This is a genomic window from Flavobacterium sp., assembly GCF_024642105.1.
Taxonomy (GTDB): Bacteria; Bacteroidota; Bacteroidia; order Flavobacteriales; family Flavobacteriaceae; genus Flavobacterium.
Genome location: NZ_JAHEBT010000052.1, coordinates 234,462 through 251,219, shown reverse-complemented (window position 1 = coordinate 251,219; position 16,758 = coordinate 234,462). Strand labels below are relative to the sequence as shown.

The following is a 16,758-nucleotide window of genomic DNA, read 5'->3' as shown; positions in this document are numbered from 1 at the left end:
ACGATGTCTTGTCCCATTTGAACAAGACAGGTAATATTAACGTTTAGAGAATTGGAATCTCTTACGAGCTTTCTTCTGACCGAATTTCTTACGTTCAACCATTCTAGGGTCTCTAGTTAATAAACCTTCTGGTTTCAAGATTGCTCTGTTTTCAGCATTTACTTCACACATTACACGTGCTAATGCCATTCTTACAGCTTCTGCTTGACCAGTTGAACCACCTCCGTAAACATTTACTTTTACGTCAAAATTGTTAGCGTTCTCTGTCATAGACATTGGTTGTAACACTTTGTACTGTAAAGTAGCAGTTGGAAAGTAAGTTGCGAATTCTTTTTTGTTTACAGTGATTACTCCTGTTCCTTCCGAAACATAAACACGTGCAACAGCGGTTTTTCTTCTACCGATTTTGTGAATAACTCCCATTACTTAAGATCGTTTAGGTTAACAGTTTTAGGTTTTTGAGCGCCTTGTTTGTGCTCAGATCCTACAACAACATTTAAATTTCTAAAAAGTTCAGCTCCTAATTTGTTTTTAGGCAACATTCCTTTTACAGCTTTTTCTACTAATAAAGCTGGGTTTTTTGATTGCAATACTTTTGCAGTCAAACTTCTTTGTCCTCCAGGGTAACCAGTGTGACGGATGTATGTTTTTTCATCCAATTTGTTACCTGTAAGGTTGATTTTCTCTGCGTTAATAACGATTACGTTATCTCCACAGTCCACGTGCGGTGTATAACTTGGCTTGTATTTACCTCTCAAAATCATAGCGACTTTTGAAGCAAGACGACCTAAGTTATGACCATCAGCATCAACAACAATCCACTCTTTTGATACAGTGGCTTTGTTAGCTGAAATTGTCTTGTAGCTTAATGTGTTCACAATTTTTATTTTTAATTAAACATTCCATCCCCAATAAAGGGGATGCAAAAGTACAATTATTTTTCTGAAATACAAATTGTCCTAAAATATTATTTAGTTCTGATTATCAGTAGCTAAAGGATTTGTTTTTAGGCTGCTTTGTGTTTTTGTATTTTTCGAGCTTCTTTTTTGTTAAAATCGGATCTATTTTTTGAAAAAATCTTGATTTTTCAATGTTTTTTTGAATCGTAATCGTCCAGTCATTAGCCTAATCGCGTTATTCAACCAATTTTTTTCTTATTTTAGCGTTTTAAATTCCATATATGAAAGCTAAAGCAACACTAAAACAAATCGCCAAAGAACTTAATGTGTCTGTATCTACAGTTTCAAAAGCACTTAACGATAGTCCTGAAATTAGCGAGCAAACTAAAACCAAGATAAAGGAATATGCTAAACTTAAAAATTACAAGCCTAATATTATAGGCTTGAATCTTAAGAATAGAAAGACCAAAACAATAGGCGTTATTATTCCGAACATTTTGAATTCGTTTTTTGCAAAAGTTTTTAGTGGAATTGAAAAAGTGGCTGATGAAAAAGGATACAACGTTATTATGTGTATCTCCAATGAGTCTTTGGAAAAAGAGGCGCATACATTAGAGATGTTAAGTAATGGTACGATTGACGGATTTATTTTGTCAGTTTCTGAAGAAGCCCAAAAACAAAATAATTATGATCACTTTAAGGAAATTATCAATGATGGGACCCCTATTGTGATGTTTGATAGAATCGCCGAAGGTATTGATTGTGATAAAGTGGTTGTTGATGATTTCGATTCGGCTTTAGATTCTACGCAACGTTTAATTGATTTAGGGTGTAAAAATATAGCGCTACTCTCATCAGTTGATAATTTGAGTGTTGGAAAACTGAGATTTGATGGGTATTTGAAAGCTTTAGAAAAAAATAATATTCCTGTAAACAATAATTTGATTATTAGAACCGACTCAGAAGAAGATTTGAAAGAAAAAATGGAATCTGTTTTTACCAATAATAAAATTGATGGCATCTTCGCGTTAGAAGAAAATGATTCGGTTGCAGCTTTACGAATGGGATTGAAAAAAGGATATAAAATTCCAGAAGAACTCTGTATTATTGGCTTTGCCGATGGTATTTTAGCTTCAAGAAGATTGTCACCAAGTTTAACTACGGTAAGTCAGCACGGAATTGAGATAGGAGAAGAGGCGGCTAAATTATTGATTAAGCGTTTGGAAGACGATTCAGAAGAAGAACCACCTTATGAAACTAAAGTGATTAAAACCGTTTTGAAAGAACGTGAAACTACTGCAAGAGTATAAAAACAAAAAATCAATTCTAATGAATGGATTTTTTTTATGGTTTTAATGGGCTTCTAGCCAATCTTTTCCTATTCCGATTTCCACTTCTAAAGGAACGCTTAATGAAACTGCTTGTTCCATTTCATGTTTGATCATCGATTGAATTTTTTCTAACTCGCTATTGTGAACATCAAATACCAATTCGTCATGAACTTGCAGCAACATTTTTGACTTCCAATTTTCAGCAATCAGTCTTTTATGAATATTGATCATAGCAATTTTGATAATATCGGCGGCACTTCCTTGAATAGGAGCGTTGACAGCATTTCGTTCTGCCGCACCACGCACCACTGCATTGGCCGAGTTGATGTCTTTTAAATAACGACGACGATCTAAAATGGTTTGTACAAAACCTTTCTCTCGTGCATTTTCAATTTGCTCTTGAATGTATGATTTTAGTTTTGGATAAGTGTTGTAATAGGCTTCAATTAGCGCGGCACTTTCGGCACGTGATAAAGATGTTTGATTACTTAATCCAAAAGCAGAAACACCGTATATAATTCCGAAGTTGACCGTTTTAGCATGACTACGTTGTTCTTTGGTTACTTCTTCTAAAGGGACATTGAATACTTTGGCGGCAGTACTTTTGTGAATGTCTTCTCCTTGCTGGAAAGCCTTAATCATATTTTCTTCACCACTTAAAGCAGCAATAATGCGCAGTTCAATTTGAGAATAATCGGCAGAGAGTAACGTATAGTTTTCGTCTCGAGCAATAAATGCTTTTCTGATTTGTCTTCCACGTTCTGTTCGAATCGGGATGTTCTGCAAATTAGGATTGTTAGAACTTAAACGTCCTGTAGCGGCTACAGTTTGCATATAATCGGTATGAACACGATGCGTTTTTGCGTCTACTTGCAAAGGCAAAGCTTCTACATAGGTGTTTTGTAATTTGATAAGCGAACGCCAATCTAAAATAGCACTCACAATTTCGTTATCTTTGGCTAAATAACTTAGAATTTCTTCACCAGTAGCATATTGACCGGTTTTAGTTTTCTTTTGTTTGGCGCCACCAATTTTTAGTTTGTCAAACAAAATATCTCCCAATTGTTTCGGGGAAGCCAAATTGAATTTCTCTCCTGCAATTTCGTAAATGCGACTTTCCAATTGAGAAATATCGTCACCTAATTCTTTCGATAGCGATTTTAAGAATGGAACGTCCAGATTGATTCCTTCTTTTTCCATGCTTGCTAAAACAGTAACTAAAGGAATTTCGATTTCTTCAAATAGTTTTTTAGTGTGTGTTTTGTCTAGTTCAGTATTGAAAATTTCAGAAAGCTGTAAGGTTACATCAGCATCTTCTACTGCATATTCTTTTATTTCCTCTAAAGGAACGTCACGCATCGATTTTTGATTTTTTCCTTTTTTGCCAATTAATGCTTCAATAGATTGAGGTGCATATTTCAAATACGTTTCAGATAAAATATCCATATTGTGACGCATATCTGGGTTGATTAGATAATGCGCAATCATGGTGTCGAATAATTTACCTTTTACAGTAATGCCATAATTCGACAATACTTTTAAATCATATTTTAAATTCTGACCTATTTTTTCAATGTTTTCATTCTCGAAAAAAGGAATTAATTTTTCAATTAAAGTTTGGGCTTCTGTTTGGTTTTCAGGAAACGGAACGTAAAATCCTTTTCCTTTTTCATACGAAAATGAAATCCCGACCAATTCGGCGTGTAAGGCATCTAATCCTGTCGTTTCGGTATCAAAACAAACCGAAGTTTGGTTTTGTAGGTTCTGCAATAATAATTTGATTCCTAAATCACCTTGAATAATTTGGTACGAATGCTCTGTGTTTTCTAACGAATTGTAATATTGATGACGTGTTTCTTCGGAACCTTCATCAATAGCACTTCCAAAAAGATCAAATTGTTCTTCAGTCTTCGGTTGTGGTTTTTTATATAATTTGGCTTCGTCTATTACGGGTGCTGTTTCCCCTTTTCTGAAAATGGCATCAAATTGTTCTGCCATTCTACGAAATTCCAATTCGTTGAATAAAGCATCTGTTTTGTCTACATCGGGAGTAGATAACTCGTAATCGGTTTCGTCAAATTGAACGGGACAGTCTAGTAAAATAGTAGCTAATGTTTTTGACAAAAGTCCTTTTTCTTTATTAGCTTCAATATTATCCTTCATTTTTCCTTTCAGCTTGTCTGTATTTGCTAAAAGGTTCTCCATAGAGCCAAATTCTTTTAATAGTTTTTTAGCAGTTACTTCGCCTACTCCAGGGAGTCCAGGAATATTATCCGCTGCATCTCCCATCATTCCAAGAAAATCAATTACTTGTTCCGGTCTTTCTACTTCAAATTTTGCTAACACTTCTGGAATACCCCAAATTTCGATTCCATTTCCCATTCGGGCAGGTTTGTACATGAAGATATTTTCTGAAACCAATTGAGCAAAATCCTTGTCTGGTGTTACCATAAAAACTTGGTAATTCTGTTTTTCGGCTTGTTTAGCAATTGTTCCAATTAAGTCATCTGCTTCGTATCCTTTTACTTCAATAATAGGAATGTGCATGGCGCGAAGCAATTCTTGGATATAAGGAACAGCAATTTTTATAGCCTCGGGAGTGGCATCACGATGGGCTTTGTATTCTGGAAAAATATCATTTCGCAAATCGCTTCCTCCATTGTCAAAGGCAACAGCTAGATGATCTGGTTTTTCTCTTTTAATGACATCCATCAAAGAATTCATAAATCCCATAATAGCAGAGGTGTCAAGCCCTTTAGAGTTGATGCGTGGGTTTTTTATAAAAGCATAATACCCTCTAAAAATTAAGGCATAGGCGTCAAGAAGGAAAAGTCGTTTTTTAGTAGACATTAGTATTTTGTTCTAAAATTTGAATCTGTAAAAATAAGGAAACCGAATGAAAGTTTTCTTTTAGAGTTAAATTTTAATTAATTAAAACCTGTTTTGTATAATTAAGTTGTTATTTTGCTCCTATAATAATTTATTGTCCTATAAATGATTACTGTTTTATTAACTTTTTTTCTGATTTTTGGAACTATAGAGTGGTTTTCCTTTCAAGCTCTTCGAACACTTTTACAACGAAAAAAGATGTTGGTGTTGTACCAAGCAGTTTCACTTCTGTTAGCCGTTTATTTTATTTATTCTATTTCTCAATTTGATCGTTCAATTGGTCAAACTAGAAAAACAATGTTGGTATTAGGATTTGCGCTAATGGTGTATTTGCCTAAAGCGGTTTTGGCACTAGTGATGTTAACCGAAGATTTTTTTAGGGTAGGAAAAGGATCTGTAAATTATTTGGCAAAGAAAAAGAAAGATCAGCCTTTCTTTGCTTCACGCAGAAAATTTGTAAGTCAGATGGGTTTAGGATTAGCGTCTATTCCTTTTTTATCCTTAATGTATGGTATTTTTGAAGGGAAGTACAATTTTAAAGTAATTAAGCAACGTATTTATTTTCCAGACTTACCAGAAGAATTTGATGGTTTTAAAATCACTCAAATTTCAGATGTGCATAGTGGTAGTTTTGATAATCCTGAAAAAATTAATTATGCTATAGATTTGGTAAATCAACAAGATTCAGATATGATTTTGTTTACAGGAGATATTGTAAATACGCATGCCAAAGAAATGATTCCGTGGATTGGGACTTTTAACAAGATTAAAGAACATAAATATGGTAAGTATTCAGTTCTTGGAAATCATGATTACGGAGAATATGTGACTTGGCCTTCTGAAAAAGAAAAAGAAGCTAATTTTCAAGCTATAAAAGATTTATACGGACAAATTGATTTCAAATTGCTTTTAAATGAACATACTTTTATCGAAAAAGGCGGTCAAAAAATAGCTCTAGTTGGTGTTGAAAATTGGGGTCATAATTTTAAAAAATTAGGAGATATAGACAAGGCTTCTGAAGGATTAACTAAAAAAGATTTTAAAATTTTAATGAGCCACGATCCAAGTCATTGGGACTATATAGTGCAACATCACAAGAAAAATTTTCATTTAACTTTATCGGGTCATACACACGGAATGCAGTTTGGAATTGAAATTCCTGGTTACTTCAAATGGAGTTTGGCACAATATGTGTATAAACAATGGGCAGGTTTGTATGAAAACAAAGGTAGGCATGTGTATGTAAATCGAGGATTTGGTTTTCATGCCTACTCAGGAAGGGTTGGAATCATGCCTGAAATTACGGTGATAGAGCTAAAAAAAGGGAATAATGTAGTGTAATTAGTTAAAAATGCTACATTTGTAAAATATTTATCTCTTTTTAAGCAGATTATAAAAATTAAATTTTTGGTTTTATGTCAAAATTTGGAGAACTTATAAACGCACAAATCCCTGTGTTAATTGATTTTTACACAGATTGGAATGAGTCTTCTGTATCCATGCATCCTGTAATAAGAGATGTAGCTGCAGCACTTGGTGATAAAGCTAAAGTGATAAAGATTGATGTCGATAAAAATCAAGAGCTAGCCGAAGCGCTAAGAATTAAAGGGCTTCCTACTCTGATGATTTATAAAGAAGGTCAAATGATCTGGAGGCAATCGGGAGAGTTAGACGCAAATGCTATTATTAATTTGGTTCAGGAGCAATTCTAATCAATTTAAATTAAAATTTTTTTAAAAAAGTTTTACGATGTATTTCGTAGAACTTTTTTTAGTTATAGTCCGATGTTGCTTTTGAATTTTATGTGGCAGTTATAATTTTAAAGTATTCGATTATTTTAAATATTAAAAAAAACACTATATTTGCATCGTTATTTATTAAAATCTAGATAATGAGGGGACTAATCGTCCCCTCTTTTTATACAACTATGACGTTCAAAGAAAAAGTAAATACACTAGTAGAGGAATGCCTTGCAGATAAACCAAGTCTTTTTTTAATTGACTTAACGATTACCGATGCTTTTAAAGTTATTGTTAATTTAGATGGTGACAATGGAGTGGCATTGCAAGATTGTATCGATGTAAGTCGAGCAATTGAAGGTAATTTAGATAGAGAAGAACAAGACTATTCTCTAGAAGTAGCCTCTGTTGGGGTTGGGTCACCATTAAAAATGGTAAGACAATATAAAAAAAATGTAGGTAGAACCTTGATAGTGAAGACATCGACAGAAAATATTGAAGCAGAATTAGTGGAAGCTAATGATGAATTTGTAATTTTGTCTTGGCAAGCAAGAGAACCAAAGAAAGTAGGAAAAGGAAAAGAAACAGTTCAAAAAACGGTAGAACTTCCTTATACAGATATTAAAGAAGCAATTGTTACAGTAACATTTTAATTAAAGAATTCGCATGGAAAATTTAGCATTAATCGATTCATTTTCAGAGTTTAAAGATGATAAACTTATTGATCGTGTAACGCTTATGGCAATTTTGGAAGATGTATTTAGAAATGCATTAAAGAAAAAATACGGTTCAGATGATAATTTTGATATCATTATCAATCCTGATAAAGGAGATATGGAAATTTGGAGACGAAGAGTTATCGTTGCTGATGAAGATTTGGATTTCGAAAATGAAGAAATAACATTAACAGAAGCTAGAAAAATTGAAGCTGATTTCGAAATCGGTGAAGAGGTTTCTGAAGAAGTAAAGTTAATTGATTTAGGAAGAAGAGCTATTTTGGCTTTACGTCAAAACTTGATTTCTAAAATCCATGAACACGATAATACTAATTTGTACAAACAATTTAAAGATATTATCGGTGAAATATATACTGCCGAAGTGCATCACGTAAGACCAAGAGTTGTTATTTTGGTTGACGATGAAGGAAATGAAATTGTTTTACCAAAAGAAAAACAAATCCCTTCTGACTTTTTCCGTAAAGGAGACAATGTGCGTGGGATCATTGAAAGCGTTGAATTAAAAGGAAACAAACCTCAAATCGTTATGTCTAGAACTTCTGATAAGTTCTTGGAAAAATTATTTGAACAAGAAATTCCTGAAGTTTTTGACGGTTTAATTATGGTTAAAAATGTAGTAAGAATCCCAGGTGAAAAAGCAAAAGTAGCGGTAGATTCTTATGATGATAGAATTGATCCTGTAGGAGCTTGTGTGGGAATGAAAGGGTCACGTATTCACGGTATTGTTCGTGAATTAGGAAATGAAAATATTGATGTTATTAATTATACAAGTAACATTCAACTATACATTACTCGTGCTTTGAGTCCGGCTAAAGTGTCTTCTATTAAAATTAATGAAGAAACTAAGAGAGCAGAAGTGTTCTTGAAATTAGAAGAAGTTTCTAAAGCAATCGGTAGAGGTGGACACAACATTAAATTGGCAGGTCTGTTAACAGGATATGAGTTAGATGTAATTCGTGAAGGAGATGTGGCTGGTGGAGAAGAAGATGATATTGAATTAACTGAATTCTCTGACGAAATTGAAGAATGGATTATAGACGAATTTGCTAAAATAGGATTGGATACTGCAAGAAGTATTTTGAAGCAAGATGTAGAAGATTTAGTAAGAAGAACAGATTTAGAAGAGGAAACAATTCTAGATGTAATCAAAATATTAAAAGAAGAATTTGATAATTAATCCAATTCTTAAAAAAATGTCTTAACTTCATTGTCCTTAAATATTTAAAAGGTCTGGGTCGAGAAACACAACAAAAAGATAATAATAAAAAGGTTTTATGTCTGAAGAGAGAGTAATAAGAATAAACAAGGTTTTAAGGGAATTAAACATTTCGTTAGAAAGAGCAGTAGATTATCTAAAAGATAAGGGAATTGCCATTGATGCAAATCCAAATGCTAAAATTTCTGAACGAGAGTTTGGTATCCTACAAAGTCAATTTGCGGGCGATAAGGGGAATAAAGAGGCTTCTAAAGAAGTAGGAGAAGAGAAAAGAAAAGAAAAAGAAGCATTACGTATTCAACGTGAGCAAGAGATTGAAGAAAAACGCAAACAAGAAGAGGAGCGTCAAGAAGTTATTAAAGCAAAAGCTGTTGTAACTGGTCCTGTCCAGGTTGGTAAAATTGAACTCAATCCTAAAAAACCTGCTAACGTTCCGTCAACTCCTGTAGAAGTTAAAGCTCAAGACGTATCTCAAGATGTTGTTTCGGAAAAACCAATTTCAGACAAAAAAGAAGTAAAACCAGTTGCAGAAGTTGCACCAAAAGAAGAGAAAAAAGTAGTTCCTGCTGAAGTGAAAGCAGAGGTTAATACTGATGATGCTCCTGTAGACGAAACAATTACTACTCAGTACCAGAAATTATCAGGTGCTACTTTGACAGGTCAAACTATTGATTTATCTCAATTCAATAAACCAAAAAAGAAAAAAGAAGATCCTAAAATTACTCCAAACAAACCAGGTGCGCCAGGTGCTGGAGCTAATGCAGGGAAGAATAAAAGAAAAAGAATTGTAGCTAAGCCATCAACACCAGGTGAGCCAGGAGCTCCAAATCCGAATAAAATTACTCCAAATGCTGGAGGTGGTTTCAATGCTAATAGAGGTGCTAAACCAGGTTTTGTAAAAGGAAATAGACCTGCTATTGTTGCAAAAGTAGAGCCAACAGAAGAAGAGGTTAAAAATCAAATCCGTGAAACTTTAGAAAAACTTCAAGGCAAAGGAGGTAAATCTAAAGCAGCGAAATACAGAAGAGATAAAAGAGATACGCACCGTCAAAAATCTGACGAAGAGCAAAGAGCTTTGGACGAAGGAAGTAAAACTATTAAAGTTACTGAATTTGTTACTGTAGGTGAAATTGCAATCATGATGGATGTGCCTATTACTAAAGTAATTGGTACATGTATGTCACTTGGAATTATGGTAACCATGAATCAGCGTTTGGATGCTGAAACGTTAACTATTGTTGCGGATGAATTTGGTTACGAAGTGGAATTCATTACCGTAGATATCGAAGAAGCAATTCAAGTTGTTGAAGATAAAGAAGAAGATTTAGTGTTCAGGGCGCCTATCGTAACTGTTATGGGGCATGTCGATCACGGTAAAACCTCTTTATTGGATTACATTCGTAAAGAAAATGTAATTGCAGGAGAGTCAGGAGGAATCACACAGCACATTGGTGCTTATGGGGTTACCTTGGATAACGGGCAAAAAATAGCATTTTTAGATACTCCAGGTCACGAGGCCTTTACGGCAATGCGTGCTCGTGGAGCTCAAGTTACTGATATTGCAATTATTGTAATTGCTGCGGATGATGACATCATGCCACAAACGAAAGAGGCAATTAGTCACGCTCAAGCGGCAGGTGTTCCAATTATTTTTGCAATTAATAAGGTAGATAAGCCAAATGCTAATCCAGATAAGATTAAAGAAAGATTAGCGGGTATGAATTTGCTAGTTGAAGATTGGGGAGGTAAAATTCAATCGCATGATATTTCGGCTAAAACTGGGTTAGGTGTTAAGGAATTGCTTGAAAAAGTATTGCTTGAAGCTGAAATTTTAGATTTAAAATCAAATCCAGATAAACCTGCACAGGGAACTGTTGTTGAGGCTTTCTTAGATAAAGGTAAAGGGTATGTTTCTACTTTATTAGTACAACATGGAACTTTAAGAATCGGGGATTATATGTTGGCTGGGAAACATCATGGTAAAATTAAAGCCATGCATGACGAAAGAGGCCATGTGGTTAAAGAAGCAGGTCCTTCTACTCCAGTATCTGTTTTAGGTTTGGATGGGGCAGCTACTGCTGGAGATAAATTCAATATTTTTGAAGACGAAAAAGAAGCAAAACAAATTGCTTCAAAACGTTCTCAATTGATGCGTGAGCAGTCAGTAAGAACACAACGTCATATTACATTAGATGAAATTGGACGAAGAATTGCCCTAGGTCAATTTAAAGAATTAAACGTAATTCTTAAAGGAGACGTTGATGGTTCTGTTGAAGCGTTGTCTGATTCGTTCTCTAAATTATCTACTGAAGAAGTTCAAATTAATATCATCCACAAAGGAGTGGGTGCTATTACAGAAACTGACGTAATGTTAGCATCTGCTTCGGATGCGATTATCATCGGATTTAATGTTCGTCCTGCTGGAAATGCAAGACAATTAGCTGATAAAGAAGAGATAGACATCCGTTATTATTCTATTATCTATGCTGCTATCGATGACTTGAAAGATGCAATGGAAGGAATGTTAGCACCAGAAATGAAAGAAGAAGTACTTGGTACTGCTGAAATTAGAGAGATATTTAAAATTTCTAAAGTAGGATCTATTGCTGGATGTATGGTGATGGATGGTAAAATTACTAGAAATGCTAAGGTTCGTGTAGTTAGAGAAGGTGTTGTGGTATTTGATGGTGAATTAGTAGCGCTGAAACGTTTCAAAGACGATGTGAAAGAAGTGACTAAAGGATATGATTGTGGTATTCAAATTAAAGGTTATAATGATATCGAAGAAAGAGATGTTATTGAAGCATACCATGAAGTTGCAATCAAAAAGAAATTGAAGTAATATTTAATTTATAGCACAAAAAAATCCCGATTTATCGGGATTTTTTTGTGCTTATTTTTATGTTATTTGCTAGGCTTTATTAGGAGTGTATTTTTGTATTTTTTTTTGATTTCCACATAATTTCTTTCCGCTTCCATTCTTGTTTTGAAGTTGCCTACCCACACTTTATAGTTTGGTGTATTGAAGATAATGGTAGCGTCAATATCTTTAAACTCTTGTTTGAATTGGAGTACTGTTTTTTTTGCTTTTTCACTTTCGCCACTAAAAATCTGAATTTTATACCTCTCGTTCAAAGCTATAGAAGCATGTACTTTTCGTTTTTCGTTTAATAATTTTTCGAATTTTGATTCGTTATTTGAAGTGCTTTTTGTGTTTTGGGCTTTTAAGGAGTTGCTTAGTACTGCAAATATAATTATGGGTAAAAGCCATTTTGAAATTGTTAAAATTCTCATAATGTGGTGATTTTTATGTAAAAGTAATATTTAATAAAGTAATGTTAACTCTAAATATTATTTAGAATTAATATAAATTGAATTTAAGACTATTTTAAGGTTTTGAGAATAGTTCTTAAGTCGTATTTTTGTGCAAGTTTAAAAAGAATGTATACGTTTTTTCTAAAAACATTAGTAGAAAAAACCGTACCAATTTTAGTAGATAATCATTATACTATATGAAAAAGGTGGGTAACCATAATTCGATCTTAAGGAAATTATATTTCTGCTTAGCTTTAATGCTAATTTTCTCTGTAACTTCATTTGCTCAAGATGCTGCTCCTGCAGCTGCTGATGCTACGGTGGCTCCTGCAGCTGCAACTGGTGGAGATCCTGCAAAAGGAAAAGAACTATTCAATGCAAATTGCGCTGCATGTCATAAATTAGATGCTAAATCTACAGGTCCTGCTCTTAGAGGTGTGGCTGGTAAATATGAGATGTCATGGATTTACAAATGGGTGCATAATAGCTCTGATTTGATTAAATCTGGAGATGCTGCTGCTGTGAAAGTTTTTGAAGAAAATAATAAAGCGGTAATGACTGCTTTTCCTCAGTTGTCAGAAGGAGATATTGATAATATTATAGCGTATACTTCAACTCCTAAAGAAGAAGCTCCGGTTGTTGCTGGTGCTGCTGTTCCGGGAACTGATGCTGCAGCTTCGTCAGAAAGTGGTTTGTCAAATAATATTATATTAGGAGCTCTTGCTTTGGTGATGGCTATGCTTGTGGTAATGTTGTTTTTGGTGAACAATGTGTTAAGAAAAGTAGCTAAAGCGAATAATATTGAAGTTGCTCCAAAAGAACCAAGAATTTCTATTTGGAAAGCATTTGTTAAAAATCAATTTTTAATATTGGTTACGGCAATATTCTTATTGTTATCTGGTGCTTATTTGGTTTATGGTTTCTTGATGCAAGTAGGTGTTGATCAAGAATATTCTCCAATTCAGCCAATTCATTATTCTCATAAAATCCATGCTGGTGATAATGAGATTAATTGTAAATATTGTCATTCTGCTGCTAGAGTTAGTAAAAATGCCGGTATTCCTTCTTTGAATGTGTGTATGAATTGTCATAAAAATATTTCTGAAGTTGCAGAAACTACTGCTACTCCAGAATATAGCAAGGTATTTTATGATGAGCAAATCCAAAAGTTATATACTGCAGTGGGTTGGGATAAAACAACGCAATCGTATACTGGAAAAACACAACCTGTTAAATGGGTTCGTATTCATAATTTACCTGACTTTGTATATTTCAATCATTCACAACACGTAACTGTTGCCGGAATTGAATGTCAAACTTGTCACGGACCAGTTCAAGAATATGAAATTCAAAAACAATTTGCTCCTTTAACAATGGGATGGTGTATTGATTGCCACAGAAAAACTGATGTTAAAATGGAGGGTAATGAATATTACACTAAAATCCACGAACAACTTTCTAAAAAGTATGGCGTAGACAAATTGACTGCTGCTCAAATGGGAGGTTTAGAATGTGGTAAATGTCACTATTAATCAAATTATTAAGTTTTTAATATTTATATATGTCATCAAACAAAAAATACTGGAAAAGTGTTGAGGAACTAGACGGAAATAGTTCTATTGTTGAGGCGCTTAAAAATAACGAATTCGTTGAAGAGATTCCTACAGATGAATTTTTAGGAAATAATGATGCCTTGTCATCTTCTTCTACAACACGTCGTGATTTTTTAAAGTACGTTGGATTTAGTACTGCAGCAGCTACTCTTGCTGCTTGCGAAGGTCCTGTTCATAAATCAATACCTTATGTGTTGCAACCAGAACAAATTATTCCTGGTGTAGCGGATTATTATGCAACTTCTGTTTTTGACGGTTTTGATTTTGCTAATTTATTAGTTAAAACACGCGAAGGTCGTCCTATAAAAATTGATAATAATGCTATTGCTGGAGCAAAATTTTCTGCTAATGCAAGAGTTCATGCGTCAATCTTGTCTTTATATGACAGTATGCGCTTGAAAGAGCCTAAAATTGCCGGTTCTAATGCAAGTTGGACTGATGTGAATTCTAAAATTGCATCAAGCATTGTGGAAGCTAAAGCAAAAGGAGGTCAGGTCGTTTTGTTGACAAATACTTTGGCGAGTCCATCAACTGAAAAGTTGATTGCTGAGTTTGTTGCTAAAAATCCAAATGCAAAACATGTAGTTTATGATGCGGTTTCATCTTCTGAAGCATTAGATGCTTTTGAAACGGTATACGGAGAAAGAGCGTTAGTAGATTATGATTTTTCTAAAGCGTCTTTAATCGTTTCTGTTGGAGCTGATTTCCTAGGAGATTGGCAAGGTGGAGGATATGATGCGGGTTATGCTCAAGGTAGAATTCCTAAAAACGGAAAAATGTCACGTCATTTCCAATTGGAAGCGAATATGACTTTGTCTGGTGCTGCTGCTGATAAGCGTTTGCCTATGTCAACTGCGAATCAAAAACAAGCATTAGTTCATATGTATAATGTTGTAACTGGTTCTTCAGTTGCAGTAAGTTTAGATGATCAATTTAAATCAGAAGTTACAAAAGCAGCGCAACAATTAAAGGCTGCAGGTTCAAAAGGAGTGTTGGTATCTGGAATTCAAGATAAAAATGCTCAGTTATTAGTTTTGGCTATCAATCAAAAATTGGCTAGTGAAGCTTTTACTACTTCTGGAACAAGACAAATAAGAAAAGGATCTAACGAGAAAGTAGCTCAATTGATTAATGAAATGAAAGCAGGTAGCGTTCATACATTGATTATGAGTGGTGTTAATCCTGTTTATACATTGGCAGACAGTGCTTCTTTTGTAGAAGGACTTAAAAAGGTTACTACTTCAGTTGCTTTCTCTTTGAAAGAAGATGAGACAGCTTCAGTTGCTACAATAGCTGCCCCGGTTCCTCATTATTTGGAATCTTGGAACGATTTAAGTTTGACAAAAGGGACTTATAGCCTTACTCAGCCAACAATTCGTCCATTATTTAATACCAAACAATTTCAAGACGTTTTATTGTCGTTGAACGGTAATGCAGGTACTTTTTATGATTACATTAAAGGAACTGCAGCTTCAATAATTGCAGGATCTACTTGGAATAAAGTATTACATGATGGTGTATATGTTGGTGTTGTTCCAACAGCATCTGCTGGTTCAGCTGATTATGCTGCTGCAGCAACTGCTTTGTCAAAATCAAAAGCTTCAGAAGCATTTGAATTAGTTTTATATACTAAAACTGGTTTAGGTGATGGTCAACAAGCTAACAATCCTTGGTTACAAGAATTCCCTGATCCAATCACAAGAGTATCTTGGGATAATTATGTAACGGTTTCTAATGCTGATGCTAAAAAATTAGGATTAACTAATGAAATTGTTGCTAATGGAGGATTAAATGGTAGTTATGCTACTATTACAACTACAGAGGGTGTTAAATTAGACAATGTACCTGTAATTGTTCAGCCTGGTCAAGCGGTTGGAACTGTAGGTTTAGCTTTAGGATATGGTCGTAAAGCTGCTCTAAAAGAAGAAATGGTAGTAGGTATAAATGCTTACGCTTTATATAAAGGGTTTAATAATGTACAATCGGTATCATTGGTTAAAGTTGATGGAGAACACGAGTTTGCTTGTGTTCAAGGTCAAAAAACTTTGATGGGTAGAGGTGATATTATTAAAGAAACTACTTTAGAAATTTTTAATACTAAAGATGCTAAAGAATGGAATGAAGTTCCTATGGTATCTTTGGATCACAAAGAAGTAGAGTCAACTAAAGTTGATTTATGGGATTCATTTGATCGTTCAATAGGACATCACTTTAATCTTTCTATCGATTTAAATGCTTGTACTGGTTGTGGTGCTTGTGTTATCGCTTGTCACGCAGAGAACAATGTTCCTGTAGTTGGTAAATCAGAAGTTAGAAGAAGTCGTGATATGCACTGGTTGCGTATCGATAGATATTATTCTTCTGAAAGTACTTTTGAAGGAGATAACGAAAGAAAAGAAAATATTGCAGGTTTGTCAAGTTCATTGTCAACATTTAACGAAATGGAAAAAGCTGGGGATAATCCTCAAGTGGCTTTCCAACCAGTTATGTGTCAACATTGTAACCATGCACCTTGTGAAACTGTTTGCCCTGTTGCAGCAACTTCTCACGGACGTCAAGGTCAAAACAATATGGCTTACAACAGATGTGTTGGTACTCGTTACTGTGCTAACAACTGTCCGTATAAAGTTCGTCGTTTCAACTGGTTCTTATACAGTCAAAATAGCGAGTTTGATTATCATATGAATGATGATTTAGGTCGTATGGTATTGAATCCAGATGTGAATGTTCGTTCTCGTGGAGTTATGGAAAAATGTTCTATGTGTCTACAAATGACACAAGCAACAATTCTTAAAGCGAAGAGAGAAGGAAGAGCGATTAAAGATGGTGAATTCCAAACGGCTTGTTCAAATGCATGTTCTACCGGAGCAATGGTATTTGGAGATGTTAATGATGCAGATGCAAAAGTAGCTAAGTTGGCTGCTGATGATAGAATGTATCATTTATTAGAGCATGTAGGAACTAAGCCAAATGTGATTTATCACGTTAAAGTTAGAAATACCTAGTATAAAATATTAAT

12 protein-coding genes are annotated in these 16,758 nt (G+C 34.3%); 8 read left to right on the top strand and 4 right to left on the bottom strand.

What is annotated here, in order from left to right:
- Positions 1 to 36: 36 nt before the first annotated feature.
- On the bottom strand, positions 37 to 423 hold the full coding sequence (gene rpsI / locus Q0L65_RS06655; RefSeq protein WP_229317674.1) for a 30S ribosomal protein S9: 387 nt from the start codon (positions 421 to 423) through the stop codon (positions 37 to 39).
- Entirely contained in the window at positions 423 to 878 is a 456-nt protein-coding gene (gene rplM / locus Q0L65_RS06650; protein ID WP_264534442.1) for a 50S ribosomal protein L13, read from the bottom strand. The genes rpsI and rplM overlap by 1 nt, the downstream gene beginning before the upstream one ends.
- Before the next feature lie 302 nt (positions 879 to 1,180).
- Between rplM and Q0L65_RS06645 the strand changes: the two genes are divergently transcribed.
- Positions 1,181 to 2,209, top strand: coding sequence for a LacI family DNA-binding transcriptional regulator (locus Q0L65_RS06645; protein ID WP_296684673.1), 1,029 nt, complete (start codon positions 1,181 to 1,183; stop codon positions 2,207 to 2,209).
- Between the two features lie 42 nt (positions 2,210 to 2,251).
- Here the strand turns inward: Q0L65_RS06645 and polA are convergent, their stop codons facing one another.
- On the bottom strand, positions 2,252 to 5,080 hold the full coding sequence (gene polA, locus Q0L65_RS06640) for a DNA polymerase I (RefSeq protein ID WP_296684671.1): 2,829 nt from the start codon (positions 5,078 to 5,080) through the stop codon (positions 2,252 to 2,254).
- A 144-nt stretch (positions 5,081 to 5,224) separates the two neighbouring features.
- Between polA and Q0L65_RS06635 the strand changes: the two genes are divergently transcribed.
- From Q0L65_RS06635 to infB, 5 genes are all read left to right on the top strand, one after another.
- Positions 5,225 to 6,460, top strand: coding sequence for a metallophosphoesterase (locus Q0L65_RS06635; RefSeq protein ID WP_296684669.1), 1,236 nt, complete (start codon positions 5,225 to 5,227; stop codon positions 6,458 to 6,460).
- Positions 6,461 to 6,534: 74 nt separating this feature from the next.
- Positions 6,535 to 6,831, top strand: coding sequence for a thioredoxin family protein (locus Q0L65_RS06630; RefSeq protein ID WP_296684668.1), 297 nt, complete (start codon positions 6,535 to 6,537; stop codon positions 6,829 to 6,831).
- A 215-nt stretch (positions 6,832 to 7,046) separates the two neighbouring features.
- Complete coding sequence (rimP, locus tag Q0L65_RS06625; protein WP_296685204.1) at positions 7,047 to 7,511, top strand: ribosome assembly cofactor RimP; 465 nt, start codon at positions 7,047 to 7,049, stop codon at positions 7,509 to 7,511.
- A gap of 13 nt (positions 7,512 to 7,524) precedes the next feature.
- Positions 7,525 to 8,772: a transcription termination factor NusA gene (gene nusA, locus Q0L65_RS06620; RefSeq protein ID WP_296684666.1), complete on the top strand. Its 1,248-nt coding sequence runs from the start codon at positions 7,525 to 7,527 to the stop codon at positions 8,770 to 8,772.
- Positions 8,773 to 8,869: 97 nt separating this feature from the next.
- Positions 8,870 to 11,653 (top strand): translation initiation factor IF-2, encoded by a 2,784-nt coding sequence (gene infB / locus Q0L65_RS06615; RefSeq protein WP_296684665.1) that lies wholly within the window; start codon positions 8,870 to 8,872, stop codon positions 11,651 to 11,653.
- A gap of 62 nt (positions 11,654 to 11,715) precedes the next feature.
- On the opposite strand, the gene Q0L65_RS06610 is transcribed toward infB, so the two are convergent.
- Positions 11,716 to 12,105 (bottom strand): SPOR domain-containing protein, encoded by a 390-nt coding sequence (locus Q0L65_RS06610; protein WP_296684663.1) that lies wholly within the window; start codon positions 12,103 to 12,105, stop codon positions 11,716 to 11,718.
- A 218-nt stretch (positions 12,106 to 12,323) separates the two neighbouring features.
- Between Q0L65_RS06610 and Q0L65_RS06605 the strand changes: the two genes are divergently transcribed.
- Together Q0L65_RS06605 and Q0L65_RS06600 are read left to right on the top strand one after the other, a co-directional pair.
- Positions 12,324 to 13,658 (top strand): c-type cytochrome, encoded by a 1,335-nt coding sequence (locus Q0L65_RS06605; RefSeq protein ID WP_296684661.1) that lies wholly within the window; start codon positions 12,324 to 12,326, stop codon positions 13,656 to 13,658.
- Positions 13,659 to 13,687: 29 nt separating this feature from the next.
- Positions 13,688 to 16,744 carry a TAT-variant-translocated molybdopterin oxidoreductase gene (locus Q0L65_RS06600; protein ID WP_296684660.1) on the top strand — a complete coding sequence of 1,019 codons (3,057 nt, stop codon included), beginning with the start codon at positions 13,688 to 13,690 and terminating at the stop codon, positions 16,742 to 16,744.
- Positions 16,745 to 16,758 lie beyond the last annotated feature (14 nt).

Coding starts and splice junctions, on each gene's coding strand:
- Q0L65_RS06645 (WP_296684673.1), top strand. CDS start 1,181: ATGAAAGCTAAAGCAACACTAAAACAAATCGCCAAAGAACTTAATGTG.
- Q0L65_RS06610 (WP_296684663.1), bottom strand. CDS start 12,105: ATGAGAATTTTAACAATTTCAAAATGGCTTTTACCCATAATTATATTT.
- Q0L65_RS06605 (WP_296684661.1), top strand. CDS start 12,324: ATGAAAAAGGTGGGTAACCATAATTCGATCTTAAGGAAATTATATTTC.
- nusA (WP_296684666.1), top strand. CDS start 7,525: ATGGAAAATTTAGCATTAATCGATTCATTTTCAGAGTTTAAAGATGAT.
- infB (WP_296684665.1), top strand. CDS start 8,870: ATGTCTGAAGAGAGAGTAATAAGAATAAACAAGGTTTTAAGGGAATTA.
- Q0L65_RS06600 (WP_296684660.1), top strand. CDS start 13,688: ATGTCATCAAACAAAAAATACTGGAAAAGTGTTGAGGAACTAGACGGA.
- Q0L65_RS06630 (WP_296684668.1), top strand. CDS start 6,535: ATGTCAAAATTTGGAGAACTTATAAACGCACAAATCCCTGTGTTAATT.
- polA (WP_296684671.1), bottom strand. CDS start 5,080: ATGTCTACTAAAAAACGACTTTTCCTTCTTGACGCCTATGCCTTAATT.
- rpsI (WP_229317674.1), bottom strand. CDS start 423: ATGGGAGTTATTCACAAAATCGGTAGAAGAAAAACCGCTGTTGCACGT.
- Q0L65_RS06635 (WP_296684669.1), top strand. CDS start 5,225: ATGATTACTGTTTTATTAACTTTTTTTCTGATTTTTGGAACTATAGAG.
- rimP (WP_296685204.1), top strand. CDS start 7,047: ATGACGTTCAAAGAAAAAGTAAATACACTAGTAGAGGAATGCCTTGCA.